Below are 21,364 nucleotides of genomic sequence, written 5' to 3' on the forward strand. Positions count from 1 at the left end.
ATGAAAAAACTGATTGTGGCCACCCGGGGCAGCCGCCTTGCCCTGGCACAGACCCATATTGTATGCCGGCTCCTGGAGGAAGCGGGGGTGGAGACGGAAATCCGGACCATCACCACGGCCGGGGACCGGGACCGGATCCATGCTCTGGTGAAAATCGGCGGCCGGGGGATCTTCGTCCGGGAAATCGAACGGGAACTGCTCAGCGGCGAAGCGGATATCGCCGTCCACAGTGCCAAGGATCTTCCCTACCAGCTGGCGTCCGGGCTGGTGATCGCCGGGACGCCTTCACAGGCGGATCCCCGGGATGCCCTGGTGCTGCTGAAGGAACGGAAACTGGAAGCGGGCTCCGTGGTGGGGACCGGGAGTCCCCGGCGGATCCGGGAAATCAGCCGGGTGCTGCCGGAACTGGTTTTCCGGGATATCCGGGGCAATGTGACCACCCGGCTCCACAAACTGGAACGGGGAGAATATGATGCCATTGTGCTGGCCATGGCCGGTATCCAACGGCTGGCCCTGGATATGGAACAGTTCCAGATCAGACCTCTTTCCACGGAGCAGGTGATCCCGGCCGGCTGTCAGGGCATCATCGGAGTGGAATGCCGGCAGAAGGACCGGGAACTGGTCCGGCTGCTCCAGCAGATATCCGATCCGGAAACCTGGCGGCGGTTCCAGTGGGAGCGGCAGCTGTTCACCAGCATGAAAGTGGACTGTTCCCGTCCGGTGGGAATCCACTGCCGGCTGCTGAAAAGCGGCCGGATGGAACTGCTGGCCATGGTGGACGGGAAACGGGCCCGGCGGCTGGGAATGGAGAAAGAAGGGAAGGCCCTGTGTGCTTCCCTGAAGGAGGAACTGTATGACCGAAAATAAAGGCCCGGCAGGCGAAGTGTGGCTGGTGGGAGCCGGCTGCGGCAGGGGTCTGCTGACCCGGGAAGGGCGGGAAACCCTGGCCCGGGCCCACACCGTGCTGTACGATGCCCTGGTGCCCCTGGACGGACTCCGGGAAATCAATCCCCGGGCGGAATGGCTGCCGGTGGGCAAACGCAGCGGCCGTCACAGCATGGATCAGGAGTCCATCAACGGTCTGCTGATCCGGAAGGCCCGGGAAGGGAAGATGGTGGTGCGGCTGAAAGGCGGGGACAGCTTCGTCTTTGGCCGGGGCGGGGAGGAAGCCCTGGCGCTCCAGGCCGCGGGGATTTCCTGGCATGTGGTGCCCGGTGTCAGTTCTTCCATTGCCGTGCCGGAACATTTCGGGATTCCGGTGACCCACCGGGGGCTGGCCCGGTCCTTTACCGTGGTCACCGGCCACACCCGGGACGGGCAGGAAGAGGACTGGCAGGCCCTGGCCCGGCTGCAGGGGACTCTGGTTTTCCTGATGGGGCTGGAACGGCTGGAAACCATCTGCCGCCGGCTGATCCTGGAAGGAAAGGCACCGGATACACCGGCCAGCATCCTGTGCGGGGGATACACTTCTCAGGAAATCCGCCTCGACGGGACCCTGGCGGATCTGCCGGAAAAAGCCCGGGCTCAGGGAGCCTTTGCCCCGGCCATTATCCTGGTGGGTCCTGTAGCCGGATTGGGACTTCGGCCTGCCCGGGAAGACGATCCGGAAAAGATCCTGGTCACCGGGACCCCGGTATTTTGCGGAGAAGTGGCCAGAGCCCTGGCGTCGGTTGGAAAAACGGTCACGGAACTGCCCATCCTGGAGCTGGAACCCTTGTTCCAGAATATCCCGGAAGATTTTGACCGGTATGGCTGGCTGGTCTTTACCAGCCGGAACGGGGTCCGGCTGTTTTTCCGCTGGTTCCGGTCTGCCCGGCAGGATTTCCGGCGGTTGGGACAGGTGCGGTTTGCCTGTATCGGCCAGGGTACGGCGGAAGAACTGGCTGATCAGGGATTCCAGGCGGATCTGATGCCGGAGGTGTTTACGGCGGAAGACCTGGGACGGCTTCTGGGAGAAACCCTGGAAGCCGGGGACCGCTGTCTTCTGCTCCGGGCGGAAGAAGGATCCCCGGATCTGGTCCGGGAACTGGACAGGGCGGGACGGAAATACCGGGATGTGCCTCTTTACCGGATCCGTACCCGGAAAATCCTGACCGGGGCGGAAACCCGCCTGGCACCTCAGGTGATGATCTTTGGCAGCGGCCGGGGGGTCCGGGAGTTTTTCCGGCGGTTTACCCTGGCTCCGGAAACCAGGGTGCTGTGCATCGGACCGGTTACGGCCCGGGCTGCCCGGGAAGCCGGATGCAGCCAGGTGGAAACGGCGGCCATCCATTCGGCGGCCGGCATCCGGGATGCTCTGGAAAAGAAAGGAAGCCGGCCATGAGTTATTTTCCCCTGATGATCCAATTGGACCAGGCACCGGTGCTGCTGGTGGGAGGCGGCCGGACCGCTTTCCACAAGGCCCGGATCCTGGTGGATTTCGGGGCCTGTGTCCGGGTGGTGGCGCCGGAGGTGCTGCCGGAACTGGAACAGCTGCCGGTCCAGGTGGAGCGGCGTCCTTTTTCCGGGGCGGACCTGGAACAGTCGGACTGGACCCTGGTGGTGGCGGCTACGGACTGCCGGACGGTGAACGGGCAGGTCAGCCGCCTCTGCCGGCAGAGACGGATCCCGGTGAATGTGGTGGATGATCCGGAACTTTGTTCTTTCTATTTCCCGGCGCTGCTCCGGGAGGGGGAAGTGGTCTGTGCCGTCAGCAGCGGCGGACGGAGCCCCCTTGTGACCCAGTATGTAAAGGAGAAGATCCGCCAGGTGCTTCCGGCCGGCCTGGGATGGATCAATGAGCAGATGGGAGCCTTCCGGAAACAGCTGAAAGGGGAAGAAACGAATCCGGACAAACGGAAAAAACGGCTCCAGGACAAGCTACGGTCCCTGTTGGAGAGCCAGGAACACACTCTGTAAAAGAAAATAGTAGAAATGGAAAAATATTTTCCAGAAAGACTTGCATTATTTTAACAGTCTGCTATAATAATAACCGTAAGAGATAACTACTATCAATAAATACCAGTTCCTTAAAAAGGAACCGGATATTCAGGGGAGGAAAATCGTATGAAAAAATTCATTTGCAGAGTGTGCGGTTATGTGTATGAAGGGGACGAAGCTCCGGAAAAATGCCCGCAGTGCGGCGCCCCGAAAGATAAATTCGATGAACTGAAAGAAGGCGTAAAGGAATACGCTGATGAACACGTGGTTGGCGTTGCCAAGGGCGTGGATGAACGGGTGCTGGAAGGCCTGCGTCAGCACTTCACTGGTGAATGCTCCGAAGTGGGCATGTACCTGGCCATGAGCCGTGTGGCTGACCGGGAAGGGTATCCGGAAGTGGCGGAAGCCTACAAACGGATCGCTTTCGAAGAAGCGGAACACGCTGCCAAATTCGCTGAACTGCTGGGCGAAGTGGTCACCGACAGCACCAAGAAGAACCTGGAAATGCGGGCTGCCGCCGAACAGGGTGCCTGCGCCGGCAAGAAGGAAATCGCCACCCTGGCCAAACAGCTGGGCTACGATGCCATCCATGACACCGTCCATGAAATGGCCAAGGACGAAGCCCGTCACGGCCGTGTATTCGATGGTCTGCTGGCCCGTTACTTCGCAAAATAAAAAAGACAAAAAGGGGCTGTTGCGTGGGCAACAGCCCCTTTTTCTATGGTACAATGAAAGGAAAATGCTGGATGAGGGGGAAATGACATGCAGGAAGCACTGAGAAGACGGAATGAACTGCTGGCCCAGGTGGCGATCCGGGGGCTGGCATCCCGGAACATGAAGGGATACTATGCCGCCAATGTGGAAGAAGCGGTGCAGAAGGCCCTGGAACTGATTCCCCAGGGCAGTGTGGTGACCATGGGGGGCAGTACCACCGTACGGGAAAGCGGCCTGGTGGAACGGCTGAAGGCGGGGAACTGGACGTTCATCGACCGGGAGGAATATCCCTCCCGGCGTCCGGCCCATCTGAAAGCCTATGATGCGGACTGGTATCTGGCCAGCTGCAACGCCATGACCCGGGACGGGATCCTGGTGAACATCGACGGCAACGGGAACCGGGTATCCGCCATTTCCTACGGGCCCCATCACGTGCTGTTCCTGGTGAGCCTGAACAAGGTGTGCTCCAGCCTGGAAACGGCCCTGGACCGGGCGGAGAATACGGCGGCTGCAGTCTGCGCCCAGAAGTTCGACATCCAGACTCCCTGCCGGACCACCGGGTTCTGTTCCCACTGCAAAGCGCCGGAAACCCGTTGCTGTGAAATCCTCATTACCCGGTACGCCCGGCACCCGGAGCGGATCCATGTGATCCTGGTCAATGACCAATTGGGGTTCTGACAGGAGAAGAGAACGGAAGTTGGCGGACCAACCACTCCGTTCTCTTTTTTGTGATATAATGATAGGACTTTGAAACCTGAAGGAGACCAGAATGTCTGATTATTTTATTTCCCAAGTATATCCTTCCGACAAGCGGACCAATGCCCAGGTGGATGCCTTGCTGGAGCAGGAGGGGATCCGCCGGGATGCCAACCTGGATTATACCTGTGTGATGTTCGACAATGACTACCATGCCATTGCCACCGGCAGCTGTTTCGGCAACACCCTGCGCTGCATGGCCGTGGACCATCATCACCAGGGAGAAGGGCTGATGAATGAAATCGTTTCCCACCTGGTCCAATACCAGTATGAACGGGGCAACCTCCATCTTTTCCTCTATACCAAATGCAGTTCCGCCAAATTTTTCGGCGATCTGGGATTCTATGAGATCGCCCGGATCGAAGACCAGATCGTCTTTATGGAAAACCGGAAGGACGGCTTTTCCAGTTACCTGGACAATCTGGCCCGGAGCCGGGTGGAAGCGCCCAAAGTGGCAGCCATTGTCATGAACGCCAATCCCTTTACCCTGGGGCACCAGTATCTGGTGGAAAAAGCCGCGGCGGAAAATGATCTGGTCCATCTGTTCATGGTCAGCGAGGATGCCAGCCTGTTCCCCTATGCCGTGCGGAAACAGCTGATCCAGGAGGGCACCCGCCATCTGTCCAATCTCCGGTATCATGACAGCGGCCCCTACATCATCAGCCAGGCTACCTTCCCCAGCTATTTCCAGAAGGATGCGGAAGCGGTGATCGCCAGCCATGCCAATCTGGATCTGGCCATCTTTACCAAAATCGCCCATCGGCTGGGCATTACCGTCCGGTATGTGGGGGAAGAGCCCACCAGTGTGGTGACCGGCCTGTACAACCAGGTGATGCAGCGGCGGCTGCCGGAAGCCGGCATCCAGTGCATCGTGGTGCCCCGCCGGGAAGAACAGGGCCAGGTGGTCAGTGCATCCATCGTCCGGAAGGCGCTCCAGGAAGGGAACTGGGCACTGGTCCGGGAACAGGTGCCTGCCACCACCCTGGAATTCCTCCAGAGCGAGGCTGCCCGTCCCATCCTGGAACGGATCCGGAAAGAGCAGGACGTGGTCCACTATTAAGGGCCCGTCTTGCATTTCCCTACTGTATTTGTTATAATTACAAAGCTAAATCGAATACAGCTCATCAAGAGTGGCGGAGGGAATGGCCCTATGAAACCACAGCAACCATGGCCTGTGGCCAACGGTGCTAATTCCTGCAATGCGGTTTGTCGATTGTAAGATGAGAGTCCTATAAGTGCTCTCATTTTGGGAGTATTTTTTTTGTGCAAGGAGGAAACAATGAAAAAAGTATTTACGTCTGAATCCGTTACGGAAGGCCATCCTGACAAAATCGCCGATCAGATTTCTGATGCGGTGCTGGACGCTATCCTGGAACAGGACCCGGATGCCAGGGTTGCCTGCGAAACCCTGGTGGCCACCGGCCAGATCCATATTGTAGGGGAAATTTCCACCAGCTGCTATGTGGACATTGCCAAGATCGCCCGCCAGACGGTGATCGATATTGGCTATGACCGGGCCAAGTACGGCTTTGACGGTTCCACCTGCGGGGTGCTGATTTCCATCGATGAACAGTCTCCGGACATTGCCCAGGGGGTGGATGAATCGGACGAATCCAAACAGGGTGCCCAGGATGAAACGGAAAAAATCGGTGCCGGTGACCAGGGCATGATGTTCGGGTATGCCACCGATGAAACCCCGGAATACATGCCCCTGCCCATTTCCCTGGCCCACAAGCTGGCCCGCCGGCTGGCCCAGGTGCGGAAAGACGGTACCCTGCCTTATCTCCGCCCGGATGGCAAGACCCAGGTAACGGTGGAATATGAGGATGACCAGCCCGTACGGGTGGATACCATTGTGGTTTCTGCCCAGCACAGCCCGGAAATCACCATGGAACAGCTGCGGAAGGATATCCTGGAACAGGTGGTCCGTCCGGTGGTGCCTGCCAGCCTGTTGGATGACAGGACCATCTATCACATCAACCCCACCGGCCGGTTCGTCATCGGCGGGCCCCAGGGGGATTCCGGTCTTACCGGCCGGAAGATCATCGTGGACACCTACGGGGGCATGGCCCGTCACGGGGGTGGCGCCTTCTCCGGGAAGGATGCCACCAAGGTGGACCGGAGTGCCGCCTATGCAGCCCGGTATGTGGCCAAGAACGTGGTGGCTGCCGGCCTGGCCAAAAAATGCGAAATCCAGCTGGCCTATGCCATCGGGGTGGCCCGTCCTGTATCCATCAGTGTGAATACCTTTGGTACGGCGGCCATTCCGGAAGAAAAAATCGTGGAACTGATCGAAAAGAACTTCTCCCTGACCCCGGCCGGGATCATCCGGAGCCTGGACCTGCGCCGGCCCATTTATCGGCAGACGGCGGCCTATGGCCATTTCGGCAGGACCGATGTGGATCTGCCCTGGGAACGGCTGGATAAAGTGGATGTGCTGAAAAAAGCACTGGAATAAGATGGAATACGCCAAGGTTGCCATCAATCTGCCTGCCAAAAACATTTTCCGGCAGTTCACCTATCATGTGCCGGAAACCCTGGATTTCCTGGGCCAGGGCTGGCGGGTGGTGGTGCCTTTCGGCCAGCAGCTGCTGGAAGGCTTTATTGTGGAAGAGGACCGGGAACCGGATCTGTCCCGGGAACTGAAGGATATTGCGGATGTGGTGGGGACGGAACCCTGGTTCGACAGTGAGATGCTGGCCACGGCCTACTGGCTGTCCCAGTATTACCTGTGCACCCTGGCGGAAGCCCTGCGCCTGTTCATTCCAGGCCGGAAAAGCCTGGCGGCAGTGGGGAAATACGTGCCGGTGCCGGAAGCGGAAGGATTGTCCCGGCCAGAGCAGGAACTGTATGATTTCCTGACACTGAAGGGGCCGCTGCCCCGGAAGGCCATCCGCCGGATCCCCGGGGGAGAGACGGCCCTGAAGGGACTGATCGCCCGGAAGGCGGTGGTCCTTTCCTACGATGTGAAATACAAACTGCGGGAAAAAACCGAACGGACCTTCACAGCAACGCCGGAAGGACTGGCCGCACAGGAAAACGGAGAGGTCCGGGGCAAAAGCCAGCAGGCTGCCCTGGACCTTTTGCCGTATGGAAAGACCGCCAGTGCCGGAGAACTGGAAGCCCGGGGCATCACCTCCGCCGTCCTGCGGAATCTGGTCCGGAAGGGGTGGCTGCTGGAAGGCAGGCGGCGGGTCCTCCGGGACAGCTATCAGGGCCTGGAAGCCCGGAAAGAAACCCTGGAACTGACGGAGGAACAGCAGGCGGCCATCCAGGCAGTGGACGCAGCCCGGGAAAACCGGGAAGCCCGGACCTTCCTGCTCCAGGGCATCACCGGCAGCGGCAAGACGGAAGTCTATCTGCGGCTGGCGGCCAGAGCACTCCAGGCTGGCCAGCAGGTGATGGTGCTGGTGCCGGAAATCGCCCTCACCGGGCAGATCGTCAAACGGTTCAAGGCATGGTTCGGAGCCGGAGTGGCGGTGGCCCACAGCCGTCTTTCCGCCAGTGAGCGGGGGGATGTGTGGAGCCGGATGCGGTCCGGCCAGGCCCGGGTCCTGATCGGGGTGCGGTCGGCGGTGTTCTGCCCCTTTGCGGATCTGGGACTGATCCTTATCGATGAAGAGCATGAAGGAACCTACAAACAGGAAGAACGGCCCAGCTATCATGCCCGGCTGGTGGCCCAGTACCGGGCCCATTACCGGAAGGTGCCGGTGGTGCTGGGATCGGCTACCCCCGACCTGGAATCGTATTATCTGGCAGAAAAGGGGGGCTATACCCTCCTTCGGCTGACCCATCGGGCCAGGTCCGGCAGCCATCTGCCCAAAGTCTCGATTGTGGATATGCGGGAAGAGCTCCATCAGGGGAACCGGACGGTGCTTTCCGAAGCCCTGCGGACCCGGCTGGAGCATGTGGTGCAGAACGGGGAACAGGCCATTGTCCTCTTGAACCGCCGGGGCTTTTCCACCTTTGTCCTGTGCCGGGACTGCGGGGAATCCCTCAGCTGTCCCAACTGTGCGGTTTCCCTGGTGTACCATGCCCGGGAGCAGCTGATGGAATGCCATTACTGCGGCTATACGGAACCGGTGCCCACCAAATGTCCCTACTGCGGCAGTCCCCGGATCCGGTTCTTCGGGACCGGGACAGAAAAGGCGGAACGGGAAATCCGGGAGCTGTGTCCGGGAGTGAAGCCCCTGCGCATGGATCAGGATTCCACCAGCGGAAAATTCGCCCATGAGCAGATCCTCCAGGCCTTCCGCAGCGGACTGTACAATGTGCTGCTGGGGACCCAGATGGTGGCCAAGGGCCACGATATCCCCAATGTGACCCTGGTGGGGGTGCTCAGTGCGGATTCCCAGCTGAACCTGCCGGATTTCCGCAGCGGAGAACGGTGCTTTGCCCTGCTGACCCAGGCAGCCGGCCGGGCCGGCCGGGGGGATAAGCCGGGGGAAGTGATCTTCCAGGCCTATGATGCAGAAAATCCCATCCTCCAGCTGGCGGCCAGGCAGGATTATGAAGGCTTCGCCAAAATGGAACTGGAGCAGCGGAAGGAACTGAGCTATCCGCCCTTTACCCGGATGTTGAAGATCACCGTCCTCCACAAAAAGGAGGAAGAGGCCCTGGCCATTGCCCAGAAACTGGTGAACGCCCTGGAGGCCTGGCAGCTGGAAAGCGGGCATCCCCTGGAGATCCTGGGACCTTTCCCGGCCATTGTGGCCCGGGTGAACCAGATCTACCGGATCAACGTGCTGCTGAAAAGCCCCCGGATGAAACCGGTGAAAGAATGGCTCCGCCAGTCAGAATACCGGGAACTGCCCAATGTGTATTTTGACGTGGATCCCATCAGTGTGGTGTAGGGGGAGCTGTTGCATGGGCAACAGCTCCTTGTTGGAGTCGCGGCTCGCGACCCGTGACCCGCGACTGGGGGGTGTGAATTTTTTTCACACCCCCCCTTTTCCATGTCCTATGGTATAATAGAAAGTAAAAATTGCGATAGGAGTCGATGATATATGGCAATCTATGACATTGTGAAAGTCGGGGCCCCGATCCTTCGGGAGAAGGCAGTCCCTGTTACCCGTTTCGATAAAAAGCTGGCCCGCCTGCTGAAGGATATGGCGGAAACCATGTATGCGGCCAATGGCTGCGGCCTGGCTGCCCCCCAGATCGGCCTCAGCAAACGGCTGGTGGTCATCGATGCCGGAGACGGTGCCGGCATCCGGGAATTCGTGAATCCGGTACTGACGGATCCGGAAGGAGAGGCAGTGGATTCCGAAGGATGCCTCAGCGTCCCTGATTACGAAGGGGAAGTGAAGCGGGCCGCCCGGATCACCGTCCATTTCCAGGACCGGAAAGGGGATCATTACCGGCTGACCGCCGACGGGCTCCTGGCCCGGGCTCTCCAGCATGAATGCGATCATCTGGAAGGGGTCCTGTTCATTGACAAGGCCGTCAGCCTGTCTGCCAAGCCGAAAGAAGGCCGAGAATGAAAATTGTATTTATGGGAACGCCGGAATTCGCCGCTGCCAGTCTGAAGGCACTGGTGGAATCCGGAAACTGTGAAATCGCTGCGGTGGTGACTCAGCCGGACCGTCCCAAAGGACGGGGCCACAAGGTCATGATGAGTGCGGTGAAGGAATATGCCCTGACCCAGGATCTTCCGGTGCTCCAGCCCCAGCGGGTGAAAACCCCGGAATTCCAGGCAGAAATGGAAAAAATCCAACCGGATCTGATCGTGGTGGCTGCTTTTGGCCAGTTCCTGCCCAAAGAGCTCCTGGATCTGCCCCGGTACGGGTGCATCAATGTCCATGCGTCCCTGCTGCCCCGGTACCGGGGAGCGGCCCCCATCCATTACGCCATCCTGAAAGGGGAAAAGGAAGCGGGAGTCACCATCATGCAGATGGACGTGGGCATGGATACCGGCGCCATGCTCAGCAGGACGGCGGTTCCCGTAGGACCGGAAATGACCCAGGGAGAACTCCATGACATCCTGAAGGAAAAAGGCGCCCGGCTGCTGCTGGACACCATTCCCCGGATCGTGGCGGGGACCGTACAGCCGGTTCCCCAGCCGGAAGAAGAAGCAACCTATGCATCTCTGATTACCCGGGATATGGAAAGGGCTGACTGGAACAAAAAAGCGGAAGACCTCCACAACCAGTTCCGGGCCTTTGATCCCTGGCCGGGTTCCTTTACCCTGCTGCCGGACGGAAAGCGGCTGAAGATCTGGAAGAGCCGGATCCTGGCAGGAGAAGGCAGCCAGGGAGCACCGGGAACGGTGCTCCAGGCGGACAGCCGGGGATTCCGGGTGGCCTGCGGACAGGGTTCCCTGGAAATCCTGGAATGTCAGCCGGAAGGGAAAAAACGGATGCCGGCGGCTTCTTTTGTCAACGGCGGCCATGTAAAACCGGGGGACAGACTGGAATAAGATCATGAATATGGGAATTCGGCCGAAAAAACGGCTTTTTATGGCGCTGGCGTCCCTGGCTGTCCTTTTGGCCGGGGCAGCGGCCTACGGCCTGTGGCAGCTTCTGGTACCGGGTCTTTCCCAGATCCATCCCTGGCTGCCCCAGGTGGTGGGATGGGCAGTGCTGCTGCTGATCCTGTCCCTGCTTTCCGGGGTGGTGGGCATCGTCCTGGCCATCCTGGGGTTTCCCACCATCCGGGTCTTTTATTTCTGGGCCTGGCACATCATCAATTTTCTGTATCCACTGTCCCTGTTCCTGGGGAAGCTGATGGGCATTTCCAAGCGGCGGGTGGAACAGTCCTTTATCGAAGTCAGCAACCATCTGGTCCGGAACCAGCATGTGCGGGTGCCGGCCAACCGGCTGCTGATCCTGACGCCCCACTGCATCCAGCTGGATACCTGTCCCTATAAAGTCACCCGGGACATCACCAACTGTCATCAGTGCGGCCGGTGCGGGGTGGGCCAGCTGCTGGCCCTGTCAAAGAAATACGGAGTCCATGTGGCCATTGCCACCGGCGGGACCCTGGCCCGGCAGGCGGTGAAAAAGGCACGGCCCAAGGCCATCCTGGCGGTGGCCTGCGAACGGGATCTTACCAGCGGGATCCAGGATGTGTTCCCGCTGCCGGTCATCGGCGTACTCAATGAACGGCCCAACGGCCCCTGTTTCAACACCCGGGCGGATATGGGCAAAATCGAAGAGGCCATACGGTCATTTATTCTGGAAGAGGATGGACAATGAAGGGAACTGCCAAGAATCCGCGGGAAGCGGCATTACTGATACTGGAACAAATCTTTCTCAGGGGAGCCTATGCAAACCTGGCTCTGGATCAGGGCCTGCGGGGGGCTACCCTGTCCCCCCTTGACCGGAAACTGACTACGGAACTGGTCTATGGCACGGTCAAGACCATGGGGACCCTGGACTGGTATCTGTCCAGGGTGGTGAACCGGCCGCTGCGGAAACTGGATCCCCTGGTGCTGGTGATCCTGCGGCTGGGGGCCTACCAGCTGCTGTACCTGGACCGGATCCCGGCATCGGCGGCCTGCAACGAAAGCGTCAAGCTGGCCAAGAAGTGGGTCCACGAAGGGGCCGGCAAGCTGGTGAACGGAGCATTGCGTCAGCTGGCCCGGACCCGGGACCAGTGGAAATTTCCCCAGGGACCGGACCATGAACTGGAGCGGATCGCCCTGGAATATTACCATCCGGAATGGCTGGTCCGACGGTGGAAATTCCGGTATGGACTGGAAGAGGCGGTAAAACTCTGTGCCTTTGACAACGCCCGTCCGGCTTTCTCGTTCCGGGTCAATACCCTCCGGGATACCCGGGAAGGGCTCCAGGAAAAACTGGCGGAAAAGGGCATCCGGACCCGGCCGTCCCAATGGTCTCCGGACGGACTGCTTTGTGACAGCCTGCCTTCTCTGGATGACCTGGTGGAAGGTTTCGGACCGGATATCTACATCCAGGACGAAAGCTCCATGCTGGACGCGGCAGTGCTGGATCCTCAGCCCGGGGAACGGGTGCTGGATCTGTGCAGTGCCCCGGGAGGGAAGACCACCCATCTGGCCCAGAAAATGCAGGACCAGGGAGAAATCCTGGCTCTGGACTTATACGATCACAAACTGGACCTGGTCCGGGAAAATGCCCGGCGGCTGGGAATCCACTGCATCCGGACGGAAAAACAGGATGGCACTGTTTTTGTGCCCGAATGGGAAAATACCGCCCACCGGGTGCTGGTGGATGCTCCCTGCAGCGGCCTGGGAGTCCTGAACCGGAGAGCGGAAGCCCGGTGGACCAAGGAAGAACGGTCCCTGAGTCAGTTCCCGCCCCTGCAGAAAAAGATCCTGGCCAACGGCGCCCGGTATGTGATGCCCGGGGGACGGCTGCTGTACAGCACCTGTACCCTGGAACAGGATGAAAACACCCGGGTGCGGAAGTGGTTCCTGGAAAACCATCCGGAGTTTGCTCCGGCCGCTTTTCCCCATCCCCTGACCGGGGAGCCGGTGGAAGAACTCCAGATCCTCCCCCAGCGGGACGGGATCAATGGATTCTATCTCTGTCTTTTTGAAAAACGAAAGTGAGACATACCATGTGCAAAAAAGAAATCATGGGACTGACCCTGGAAGAACTCCAGACGGAGCTGGCCGGCCTGGGCATGAAAAAGTTCCGGGCCGAACAGGTCTTCCGCTGGCTGTATGAAAAGGCTGCCACGGACTTTTCCCAGATGAGCAACCTGAGCAAGGACGCCCGGCAGCAGCTGGCCGACCGGTATACCATTGCCACGGCCCAGGTGAAGGTCCTGAAGGAATACCGTTCCCGGGACGGGCTGACCCACAAGGTGCTGCTGGAACTGACGGACGGTGCCACAGTGGAAACGGTGCTGATGCACCATGACTACGGCTACAGCGTATGCCTGTCTTCCCAGGTGGGCTGCGCCATGAACTGCGCCTTCTGCGCCAGCGGGCTCCACGGTTTTGTCCGGAATCTGACGGCAGCGGAGATCCTGGCCCAGCTGTACTTCTTCCAGAGCGGGCTCCAGCCCGGGGGGGAACGGGTCAGCCGGATCGTGGTCATGGGCAGCGGGGAACCCATGCTGAACCTGGACAACGTCCTCAAGGCCCTGGATATTCTCCACAGTGACCGGGGCCAGTGCATCGGGTACCGGAACATGACGGTTTCCACCTGCGGGGTGGTGCCGGGCATCCAGGAACTGACCGCCCAGGGCCGGAACATCAATCTGGCCATTTCCCTCCATGGGGCCTCCCAGGAACTGCGGAACCGGCTGATGCCCATCAACCGGAAATATCCCTTCCCGGAAGTGATCCAGGCGGCGGATGCCTACGAAAAGAGCAATGGACGGCAGGTCATGTATGAATACATCCTGCTGGCCGGCATCAACGACCGGCCGGAAGATGCCCGGAACCTGGCCGATGCTCTGGAACACAAAGAATGTGTCATCAACCTGATCCCCGCCAATCCGGTGCCGGAAAAAGGGTTCGAACGGCCCAGTGACCGGGCAGTGGACCGGTTCTTCCAGATGCTGAAGAAACGGCGGCTGAACGTGACGGTCCGGAAAGAAATGGGAAAGGACATCAATGCGGCCTGCGGCCAGCTGCGGGCCAGTGCATTAAAGGAGGCACAGAATCAATGATCGCAGTGAGCCGGACCAACCGGGGAATGGTGCGTCCCAACAATGAGGACAGCATCCTGGTGCGGGAACCGGATCTGTATGCCATTGCTGACGGCATGGGCGGAGCAGATGCGGGAGAAGTGGCCAGTTATGAAGCCGTGCACCAGTTGAGCCGTCTGGACCTGAAAGGGCTCCAGAGAAAGGAAATCCTTCCGTTTTTGGAACGGAGCATCCAGAACATCAATAAAAAAATCTGGGAACTTTCCCGGGAAAAAGAAAATTTCACCGGCATGGGGACTACCCTGACAGCGGTCTATCTGCCCAGTCCCCACAGCGCCTTTGTGGCCCATGTAGGGGACAGCCGGATCTATGTGTGGCAGGACGGGGTTCTGCGGCAGGTGACCAGTGACCACAGTTATGTGGCGGAACTGGTCCGCCAGAAACAGATGACCCAGGAGGAAGCGGAAACTTCTTCCCAGAAGCACATGATCACCCGGGCCATCGGGGTGGATCCCCAGGTGCAGGTGGACACCTTTGAAATCCTGCTGGACGGGGCCCAGAAGCTGCTGGTCTGTTCCGACGGACTGACCAACATGATTTCCGAAGCGGAAATCGAACGGACCCTGGGAGACCGGAACCTGGAGCGGCTGGCGGACGGCCTGATGAACGGCGCCATGACCGCCGGCGGCGATGATAACATTTCATTCATTGTCATTGATCTGGAGGCTGCAGAATGGAAGGTAGAATAACGCTCAATGGCCGCTATGAAATCATTGACAAAATCGGCGGAGGCGGCATGGCTGAGGTGTTCCACGGGTATGACACGGTACTCCACCGGGATGTGGGCATCAAGATCCTCCGGGATCAGTTCATCCAGGACAAACAGTTTGTGGCCCGGTTCCGTCAGGAAGCCTGCAATGCAGCCTGTCTGTCCCACCCCAACATTGTCAATATCTACGACAGCGGCAACGAAAATGAGATTTACTATATTGTGATGGAATATGTGGTGGGCCGTTCCCTGAAGGAAGTCATCCAGGAAAACGGTGCCCTGGATTACAAGACGGCCGTCCGGTATGCCATCGGCATCGCATCGGCCCTGAAACAGGCCCATGACCATTCCATCGTCCATTGCGATGTGAAGAGCCAGAACATCCTCATCGACACCAAAGGGGTGCCCAAGATCACGGATTTCGGCATCGCCCGGGCCTTTGGCCAGCCCAGCAATGCATCTGAAAAAAATGTCATCGGTTCGGTCTATTATCTTTCACCGGAACAGGCGGCCGGTCAGCCGGTGACTCCCCAATCGGATCTGTATTCCCTGGGGGTGGTGCTGTTCGAGATGCTCACCGGGAAACTGCCCTATGACGGGGATACGCCGCTGGAAGTGGCCCGGATGCATCTGGAATCCTCCACCCCTTCCGCCCGCCGGTATGATCCGGATATTCCCTATTATCTGGACAACATCATCACCAAGGCCCTGGCCAAGAATCCCCGGCTGCGGTATGCCACGGCGGATGATTTCCTCACGGACCTGAAGCATGCCCAGACCCATCTGCTTGGAGATCTGGGAGGGGACGAGGATGCCTGGAGCAATCCCCGGAAGCATCCGGTGAGCGATGAGACTATGGTCATCAGCAAAAGCGACATGCTGGACGGGATTCTGAAACCCCAGAGGGCGGAAGCGGCGGAAAAACGGCCGGAAGCCCAGACGGAAAAGCCCCAAAAGGATGGGGAGGATTCTGCGGGCGGTCTGTTGGAAAAATACGGGAAAAAGAAACTCCTGGCCTTCTTCATGGCGGCCATCGTACTGCTGTCCGGGATCATCTATGCCATCCTCAGCTATACCAGCGGGGATGTGACGGTGCCGGATCTGAAAGGCAAGACCATTGTGGAGGCGGAAGCCATCCTGACCAGGGATAAACTGGGGTATACCCTGACGGAGGAATATGATTCCAAGGCCACTCCCGGGGTGATCATCAAGCAGAATCCGGCTGCCCACAGCCGGGTCAAGGCAGGAAGGAAGATCCACCTGGTGGTCAGCAAGGGACCGGAACCCGGGGTGGTGCCGGACCTGAAGAAGAAAACCCTGGCGGAGGCCACCACCATGCTGGAAAAGGCCAGGCTGAAAGTGGGGAACGTAACCGTGAAGTATGAAGCGGGAGCCCCCAAGGGAAGCGTGCTCTCTCAGAGCATTGCCCCCAAACAGAAAGTCAGCGAAGGGACCAGTGTGGATCTGGTGGTGAACATCAGCGGCAACCAGACCGTGGTGCCCGATCTGTCCGGCCTGAGCCTGGCAGAAGCCCGGAACCAGCTGAGCAGTGTGGGACTGACCATCGGCAGCATCCAGGCCCAGGAAAGCGACAAGGCCAAGGATACGGTACTGTCCAGTGATCCGGGCAGCGGGTCCGTGATCGACCGGGGCGGAGCCGTCAGCCTGGTGGTGTCCGCAGGGAAGAAGGAAGAAAAGAAGAGCCGGAGCAGTTCCGGCAGCAGCGGGGGCAGTTCCCGGACCATCGGGTACACGGTTCCCGGCAGCGGCAGTGCCAAAAACGTGAAAATCATCGTATCCGATGAGAACAGTACCCGGACCATCTTCTCCGATTCGGTGGCTCCCGGTACCCGGATCACCCGGACGGTTACAGTAGGCTCCGGGGCCAGCGTCCAGATCTATGTGAACGGAGAATTGGCGGAGGATAAGGCTCTGTGAGTACGGCAACAGGGAGAATCATCAAAACCTACAACGGGTATTACTACGTGGCGGGAGACGACGGAGTCCTGTACACCTGCAAGGTGAAAGGGCGGATGAAGCAGAAACGCTTCATCATGGCCGCCGGCGACCGGGTGGAACTGGAAGCCCAGGGGGCGGAAGGGATGATCCGCCAGGTGCTTCCCCGGCAGAACCTGCTCCAGCGCCCTCTGGTGGCCAATCTGGATTGTCTGATGGCGGTCTTTGCCTGCGGGGATCCGGATCCCAGTTTCCTGCTGGTGGACAAACTGCTGGCCCTGGCGGAAGCGGCGGGGATCCCGGCGGCTCTGGTCCTGAACAAACGGGACCTGGCGCCGGCGGGACTCATCGACCGGTTCCGGTCCATCTATGAGCCCCTGGGCTATCCGGTACTTCCGGTGGAGGCCCGGGAAGGCCTGGGACTGGAACCCATCCTGGAGCGGGTCAAAGGCCATACGGTGGCTTTTGGCGGCCCTTCCGGGGCCGGGAAATCCACCCTGCTGAACCATCTGGATCCGTCCCTGACCCTGAAAACCGGTCACGTAAGCAGCAAGATCGGCCGGGGGCGGCATACCACCCGGTTTGCAGAACTGCTGCCCTTTGCCGGAGGATATATTGTGGATACCCCCGGTTTCGGGAACATCGACCTGTCCGAACTCCAGATGGACCAGGCGGCGGACGGGTTCCGGGAAATCCGGAAACAGGAGGGCCTCTGCCGGTTCACCGGCTGCACCCATACCCATGAACCGGACTGTGAAGTGAAAGCGGCGGTGGAACGGGGAGAAATCGCCCCCAGCCGCTATGCTTCCTACTGCACCATCCGTCAGGAACTGGCGGATCCAAAGAAAAGAGGTAAAAAATCATGACCATCATTGCTCCTTCCATTTTGTCTTCTGATTTTTCCCGTCTGGGGGAAGAAGTGGCCCGCATCCAGGATGCGGGAGCTGACTGGTGCCATATCGATGTGATGGACGGCCAGTTCGTCCCCAACCTGACCTTCGGGGCCCCTGTGGTGAAATCCCTGCGGAAACGGACGGAGATGTTTTTTGACTGCCACCTGATGGTGGAAAATCCGGAAAACTATGTGGACAGCTTTGCCGCAGCCGGGGCCGACCTGATCTGCGTCCATGCGGAAGCCACCCACCATCTCCACCGGCTGCTCCAGAGCATCCACAGCAAGGGCATCCAGGCCGGTGTGGCGCTGAACCCCGCCACGCCGCTGTGCCAGATCGAGGAAATCCTGCCTTATGCGGACATGATCCTGATCATGAGCGTGAACCCCGGCTTTGGCGGGCAGAAATTCATCCCCACCAGTGTGGACAAGATCCGCCGGCTGAAACAGATGATCCGGGAGCGGGACCTGAAGACCCTGATCGAAGTGGACGGCGGGGTCAATGGGGAAACGGCCAAAGCCTGCCGGGAAGCCGGGGCCGATGTGCTGGTGGCCGGATCCTTTGTGTTCGGAGCGGCGGATATGCAGGAAGCGGTAGCGGCCCTGCGGTAAGACCATGAAAGCCTTTCTGCAGAAACACCGGCGGAAAATCAAATGGATCCTGCTCTGCGTCCTGGCCAGTTTTCTGGTGCTGGCATGGCTGGCCTACATTGCCAGTATCCATGCGGCCCAGATCTTCAACCGGGAAATGGCCAGGCAGCATTTCTTTGACGGGACCATTACCGTGGAACGGCTGACGGCCACCCCTCTGGGCCATGTACGGTTTGAAAATCTGGAATGGAAGGGCAGCCATGACGGCAACCGGGTATTCATCCCCAGAGGATCCTTCCAGGTGAAGCCCATGGATATCGTCCTGAGGAAAATCAGCACCCGGACCATCCAGGAACTGGAGCTGAACGAGGCGGAAATCGATCTGACCTTTACGGAGCATATGCATATCCGGGGCATCCAGGCGGCGGAACTGTCCCAGCCGGCGGCCCGGAAGGGAAAGAAGAAATTCGACATCAAGCTGAAAAACGTGGATGCCCGGGTGAAACTGAATCACTGCCGGATGACCGCACGCTACAGACAGCGGATCCATACCTTCCAGGATGTGAATGCGGATCTTCGCTACAACAGCAATGACCGGCTCACCATTGATTTTTCCACCGGGGAACTGGGCGGGACCCTGGAAGGAAAAGGGGTGGACATCCAGGGCAGTGTGGATCTGAAGCCTCCGGTTTCTACCTATGATCTGAAACTGGGCATCAAGGAACTGAATCCCTCCTCTCTGGGTACGGGGCTGAATATCCGGGAACGGGTCACCGCCAGTGCCACGGTAACGGGAGAGCTGCCGAAACCGGTGATCGTGGGAGAACTGTATATGCCCAATCTGAATCTGCCGGGTCTGAAGTTCACCGAGGTCAAAGGAAATTTCAAATACGAAGATGGATACATCGATGCCCAGAATGTAACGGCGGACATCTTCGAGGGGAACTGTGATGCCCGGGGCGGCTTCAACATCGACACCAAGGCCTATACGGTCAGTGTCATGGGCCATGACCTCCACAGTGAAGATGCCACCAACATCCCCTATTTCCGGACCCTGGTGCAGCTGGACCTGAAAATGCTCTGCGATGGGGACAACCGGTCCACCCTGACCTACGGGTCCTTCTATTCCGGCAAGGGCATCTATGCCATCATCAAGTTCAACTCCATCAAGGGGACTTTTTCCAACCAGTACAAGCAGCTGAAGTTCAGCGATGTGGAAATCAAATCGGACGGCGGCGACATTGTGGCGCCTCAGTTCGAGCTGGTGGACGGGAAACTGCAGATGGGAAATCTGTACTATGTGGCGCCGGGAGGCGCCCGGGCACGGATCCACTTTTTCGGATAAAACAGGGGCTGTTGGAGAAACAGCCCCTTTCTTTGGGTAAAAAGGAGGAAGAGAATGAAACTGCTGCGGATCCTGGGGATCCTGTTCCTGCTGCTGTCTGCCGGATGCGGACCGGCCGCACCGGAACAGGGGGGCTATACGGTGACCGATGTGCGGGGAAAGACCGTGCATCTGCCCCGTCCGCCCCGGAAAATCCTTACCGACTCCCTCCATCTGGATGAGACCCTGCTGACCCTGGTGCCGGCGGATCATCTGGCCGGCGCCTGTTACCTGGACCGGGAGTCGGGGATTTCCTTCATTGCAGAAGAAACCCGGTCCGTGGAGCCGGTTCTCCGGGAGGTGACTCCGGAAACGGTGGCAGGGACCAAACCGGACCTGTTTCTTGCTTCCACCTGGTCCGACCCGGGGCTGATCCAGAAAGTGGAGGAACTGGGAATCCCGGTGGTGGTGTGCCGGGGTCCGGTGACCCTGGAAGAAATCCGGGAAAATGTCCGGCTGATGGCCCGGGCCCTGGACCGGGAAACGGTGGGGGAAAAAGTCCTGGCCCGGATGGATGACCAGCTGGAAAGGACGGAAAAGACCCTGGCCGCGCTGAAGGAGCCGGAACCGGTGGGAATGCTGGTTTCGCTCATGAGCCGGTATGGAGGCGGCGGATCCCTGTATGACGACCTGTGCCGCCGGGCCCATGTGGGCAACGGGCTGAGCCGGGCCGGTCTGCAGAACGGACAGCCCCTGACCCGGGAAGCCATCCTCCAGGCGGATCCGGATTTCTTCCTGATTTCCCTGCCCTATGGGGAGGAAAAAGCGGACTATGAGAAATTCCAGCAGCAGTTCTTTGCCGATCCGGCTCTCCAGGGACTGAAAGGGTATGACCGCCGGGTGGCCCTGCCGGACCGGTATGTGTATGATGCGTCCCCCATGGCGGTTTACGGTATCCAGGCCCTGGCCAACGGAGCCTATGGGAGACCGCTATTTCCCCTGGAACGGGAACCTCTGCTGAAAGGATACTGATATGGAACTGACAATGGCAAAAGGAAAGGTGGGCTATGGTGGGAAAACAGTCCTGGAGAATCTGGATCTGTGCCTGAAACCGGGAGACTGCCTCGGCCTTGTGGGACCCAACGGGGCCGGGAAAAGCACCATGCTGAGGACTTTGGCGGGGATCCTGCCTCTCCAGGCCGGAGCACTGACCCTGGGAGACCGGCCCCTGGGAGAATGGAACCGGCGGGAATGGAGCCGGCAGGTGTCCTATCTGCCCCAGGAAAGAGAACTGCCCTTTGGCTATACGGCGGAATCCACTGTGCTGATGGGCCGGTATCCCTATCTGGGCTGGCAGCAGCAGGAAGGCAGCCGGGAAAAAGCACAGGCCAGGGCCTGTCTCGGACTGTTCGGGCTGGAAAAAATGGCGGCACGGCCTGTCACGGAACTGTCCGGAGGGCAGCGGCAGCGGGTGCTGCTGGCCCGGATCCTGATCCAGCAGACCCCTGTGGTCCTGTTGGATGAACCTACGGCGGAACTGGATCTGGTCTATGAAAATACGGTACTGGGGCTGAGCCGGCAGCTGGCCCGTGCCGGACGGAGCGTGGTCCTGTCCCTCCACGATATCGGTCAGGCTGCCCGGTACTGTACCCGGCTTGTTTTGCTGGGGCAGGGAGGGATGCTGGCCCAGGGGTCCCCCCGGGACGTGCTGACGGAAGAAAGGCTGGAGGCGGCCTATGGGGTACCGTTCCTGGTGCGGGAACAGGAGGGTGAACTGACGGTCCGGGTCCGGCAGGATCCGGACCGGGAAGCCCGGGAAGAAAAATGGCTGGAGCAGATTTTGGAAAACAGGGAGGCATAA

The 21,364-nt window shown here is 59.5% G+C and carries 20 protein-coding genes and 1 riboswitch; all 20 genes read left to right on the forward strand.

All coding sequences use genetic code 11. The annotated features are described in order from the left end of the window. The 20 genes from hemC to ACFER_RS01690 all read left to right on the forward strand — a co-directional run bounded on the left by hemC (nt 1) and on the right by ACFER_RS01690 (nt 21,364). Nucleotides 1-867 carry a hydroxymethylbilane synthase gene (gene hemC, locus ACFER_RS01595; protein WP_012937698.1) on the forward strand — a complete coding sequence of 289 codons (867 nt, stop codon included), beginning with the start codon at nt 1-3 and terminating at the stop codon, nt 865-867. Then, on the forward strand, nt 854-2,323 hold the full coding sequence (gene cobA, locus ACFER_RS01600) for a uroporphyrinogen-III C-methyltransferase (RefSeq protein ID WP_012937699.1): 1,470 nt from the start codon (nt 854-856) through the stop codon (nt 2,321-2,323). The genes hemC and cobA overlap by 14 nt, the downstream gene beginning before the upstream one ends. Next, entirely contained in the window at nt 2,320-2,898 is a 579-nt protein-coding gene (locus ACFER_RS01605; protein WP_012937700.1) for a precorrin-2 dehydrogenase/sirohydrochlorin ferrochelatase family protein, read from the forward strand. The genes cobA and ACFER_RS01605 overlap by 4 nt, the downstream gene beginning before the upstream one ends. A 147-nt stretch (nt 2,899-3,045) precedes the next feature. Beyond that, entirely contained in the window at nt 3,046-3,594 is a 549-nt protein-coding gene (locus ACFER_RS01610; protein ID WP_012937701.1) for a rubredoxin-like domain-containing protein, read from the forward strand. Between the two features lie 87 nt (nt 3,595-3,681). Beyond that, nucleotides 3,682-4,311 (forward strand): lactate utilization protein, encoded by a 630-nt coding sequence (locus ACFER_RS01615; RefSeq protein ID WP_012937702.1) that lies wholly within the window; start codon nt 3,682-3,684, stop codon nt 4,309-4,311. A gap of 91 nt (nt 4,312-4,402) precedes the next feature. Further along, on the forward strand, nt 4,403-5,449 hold the full coding sequence (gene citC, locus ACFER_RS01620) for a [citrate (pro-3S)-lyase] ligase (protein ID WP_012937703.1): 1,047 nt from the start codon (nt 4,403-4,405) through the stop codon (nt 5,447-5,449). Between the two features lie 58 nt (nt 5,450-5,507). Further along, a riboswitch (SAM riboswitch) is annotated at nt 5,508-5,616 on the forward strand. Nucleotides 5,617-5,668: 52 nt separating this feature from the next. Beyond that, nucleotides 5,669-6,847 (forward strand): methionine adenosyltransferase, encoded by a 1,179-nt coding sequence (gene metK / locus ACFER_RS01625; RefSeq protein WP_012937704.1) that lies wholly within the window; start codon nt 5,669-5,671, stop codon nt 6,845-6,847. 1 nt (nt 6,848) lies between these two features. After that, nucleotides 6,849-9,242, forward strand: coding sequence for a primosomal protein N' (gene priA, locus ACFER_RS01630; protein WP_012937705.1), 2,394 nt, complete (start codon nt 6,849-6,851; stop codon nt 9,240-9,242). 153 nt (nt 9,243-9,395) lie between these two features. Next, entirely contained in the window at nt 9,396-9,872 is a 477-nt protein-coding gene (def, locus tag ACFER_RS01635; RefSeq protein ID WP_012937706.1) for a peptide deformylase, read from the forward strand. Continuing rightward, nucleotides 9,869-10,807 carry a methionyl-tRNA formyltransferase gene (gene fmt / locus ACFER_RS01640; RefSeq protein ID WP_012937707.1) on the forward strand — a complete coding sequence of 313 codons (939 nt, stop codon included), beginning with the start codon at nt 9,869-9,871 and terminating at the stop codon, nt 10,805-10,807. Before def ends, fmt begins: the two co-directional genes overlap by 4 nt. 4 nt (nt 10,808-10,811) lie before the next feature. Then, nucleotides 10,812-11,585 carry a DUF116 domain-containing protein gene (locus ACFER_RS01645; RefSeq protein WP_012937708.1) on the forward strand — a complete coding sequence of 258 codons (774 nt, stop codon included), beginning with the start codon at nt 10,812-10,814 and terminating at the stop codon, nt 11,583-11,585. After that, the gene (gene rsmB, locus ACFER_RS01650) at nt 11,582-12,922 is read left to right on the forward strand and encodes a 16S rRNA (cytosine(967)-C(5))-methyltransferase RsmB (RefSeq protein WP_012937709.1); all 1,341 of its coding nucleotides are present in this window, start codon (nt 11,582-11,584) and stop codon (nt 12,920-12,922) included. Before ACFER_RS01645 ends, rsmB begins: the two co-directional genes overlap by 4 nt. An 8-nt stretch (nt 12,923-12,930) precedes the next feature. Further along, nucleotides 12,931-13,992, forward strand: a complete 1,062-nt coding sequence (gene rlmN / locus ACFER_RS01655; protein ID WP_012937710.1) for a dual-specificity RNA methyltransferase RlmN — start codon at nt 12,931-12,933, stop codon at nt 13,990-13,992. After that, on the forward strand, nt 13,989-14,720 hold the full coding sequence (locus tag ACFER_RS01660; protein WP_012937711.1) for a Stp1/IreP family PP2C-type Ser/Thr phosphatase: 732 nt from the start codon (nt 13,989-13,991) through the stop codon (nt 14,718-14,720). The genes rlmN and ACFER_RS01660 overlap by 4 nt, the downstream gene beginning before the upstream one ends. Beyond that, nucleotides 14,705-16,678, forward strand: coding sequence for a Stk1 family PASTA domain-containing Ser/Thr kinase (pknB, locus tag ACFER_RS01665; protein WP_012937712.1), 1,974 nt, complete (start codon nt 14,705-14,707; stop codon nt 16,676-16,678). Before ACFER_RS01660 ends, pknB begins: the two co-directional genes overlap by 16 nt. Continuing rightward, complete coding sequence (gene rsgA / locus ACFER_RS01670; protein ID WP_012937713.1) at nt 16,675-17,562, forward strand: ribosome small subunit-dependent GTPase A; 888 nt, start codon at nt 16,675-16,677, stop codon at nt 17,560-17,562. The genes pknB and rsgA overlap by 4 nt, the downstream gene beginning before the upstream one ends. Then, nucleotides 17,559-18,200, forward strand: a complete 642-nt coding sequence (gene rpe, locus ACFER_RS01675; protein WP_012937714.1) for a ribulose-phosphate 3-epimerase — start codon at nt 17,559-17,561, stop codon at nt 18,198-18,200. The genes rsgA and rpe overlap by 4 nt, the downstream gene beginning before the upstream one ends. Nucleotides 18,201-18,204: 4 nt before the next feature. Beyond that, a complete protein-coding gene (locus tag ACFER_RS01680; protein ID WP_012937715.1) occupies nt 18,205-19,524 on the forward strand; it encodes an AsmA family protein in 1,320 nt (439 codons plus the stop codon). A 54-nt stretch (nt 19,525-19,578) separates the two neighbouring features. Beyond that, nucleotides 19,579-20,535, forward strand: a complete 957-nt coding sequence (locus ACFER_RS01685; protein WP_012937716.1) for an ABC transporter substrate-binding protein — start codon at nt 19,579-19,581, stop codon at nt 20,533-20,535. 1 nt (nt 20,536) lies between these two features. Further along, a complete protein-coding gene (locus tag ACFER_RS01690) occupies nt 20,537-21,364 on the forward strand; it encodes an ABC transporter ATP-binding protein (protein WP_012937717.1) in 828 nt (275 codons plus the stop codon).

The organism is Acidaminococcus fermentans DSM 20731 (genome assembly GCF_000025305.1).
In the GTDB taxonomy this organism is placed as follows: domain Bacteria; phylum Bacillota; class Negativicutes; order Acidaminococcales; family Acidaminococcaceae; genus Acidaminococcus; species Acidaminococcus fermentans.

Excerpts from the sequence above, each read along its gene's own strand:
- hemC (WP_012937698.1), top strand. The coding sequence starts at position 1 with ATGAAAAAACTGATTGTGGCCACCCGGGGCAGCCGCCTTGCCCTGGCA.
- cobA (WP_012937699.1), top strand. The coding sequence starts at position 854 with ATGACCGAAAATAAAGGCCCGGCAGGCGAAGTGTGGCTGGTGGGAGCC.
- ACFER_RS01605 (WP_012937700.1), top strand. The coding sequence starts at position 2,320 with ATGAGTTATTTTCCCCTGATGATCCAATTGGACCAGGCACCGGTGCTG.
- ACFER_RS01610 (WP_012937701.1), top strand. The coding sequence starts at position 3,046 with ATGAAAAAATTCATTTGCAGAGTGTGCGGTTATGTGTATGAAGGGGAC.
- ACFER_RS01615 (WP_012937702.1), top strand. The coding sequence starts at position 3,682 with ATGCAGGAAGCACTGAGAAGACGGAATGAACTGCTGGCCCAGGTGGCG.
- citC (WP_012937703.1), top strand. The coding sequence starts at position 4,403 with ATGTCTGATTATTTTATTTCCCAAGTATATCCTTCCGACAAGCGGACC.
- metK (WP_012937704.1), top strand. The coding sequence starts at position 5,669 with ATGAAAAAAGTATTTACGTCTGAATCCGTTACGGAAGGCCATCCTGAC.
- priA (WP_012937705.1), top strand. The coding sequence starts at position 6,849 with ATGGAATACGCCAAGGTTGCCATCAATCTGCCTGCCAAAAACATTTTC.
- def (WP_012937706.1), top strand. The coding sequence starts at position 9,396 with ATGGCAATCTATGACATTGTGAAAGTCGGGGCCCCGATCCTTCGGGAG.
- fmt (WP_012937707.1), top strand. The coding sequence starts at position 9,869 with ATGAAAATTGTATTTATGGGAACGCCGGAATTCGCCGCTGCCAGTCTG.
- ACFER_RS01645 (WP_012937708.1), top strand. The coding sequence starts at position 10,812 with ATGAATATGGGAATTCGGCCGAAAAAACGGCTTTTTATGGCGCTGGCG.
- rsmB (WP_012937709.1), top strand. The coding sequence starts at position 11,582 with ATGAAGGGAACTGCCAAGAATCCGCGGGAAGCGGCATTACTGATACTG.
- rlmN (WP_012937710.1), top strand. The coding sequence starts at position 12,931 with ATGTGCAAAAAAGAAATCATGGGACTGACCCTGGAAGAACTCCAGACG.
- ACFER_RS01660 (WP_012937711.1), top strand. The coding sequence starts at position 13,989 with ATGATCGCAGTGAGCCGGACCAACCGGGGAATGGTGCGTCCCAACAAT.
- pknB (WP_012937712.1), top strand. The coding sequence starts at position 14,705 with ATGGAAGGTAGAATAACGCTCAATGGCCGCTATGAAATCATTGACAAA.
- rpe (WP_012937714.1), top strand. The coding sequence starts at position 17,559 with ATGACCATCATTGCTCCTTCCATTTTGTCTTCTGATTTTTCCCGTCTG.
- ACFER_RS01680 (WP_012937715.1), top strand. The coding sequence starts at position 18,205 with ATGAAAGCCTTTCTGCAGAAACACCGGCGGAAAATCAAATGGATCCTG.
- ACFER_RS01685 (WP_012937716.1), top strand. The coding sequence starts at position 19,579 with ATGAAACTGCTGCGGATCCTGGGGATCCTGTTCCTGCTGCTGTCTGCC.
- ACFER_RS01690 (WP_012937717.1), top strand. The coding sequence starts at position 20,537 with ATGGAACTGACAATGGCAAAAGGAAAGGTGGGCTATGGTGGGAAAACA.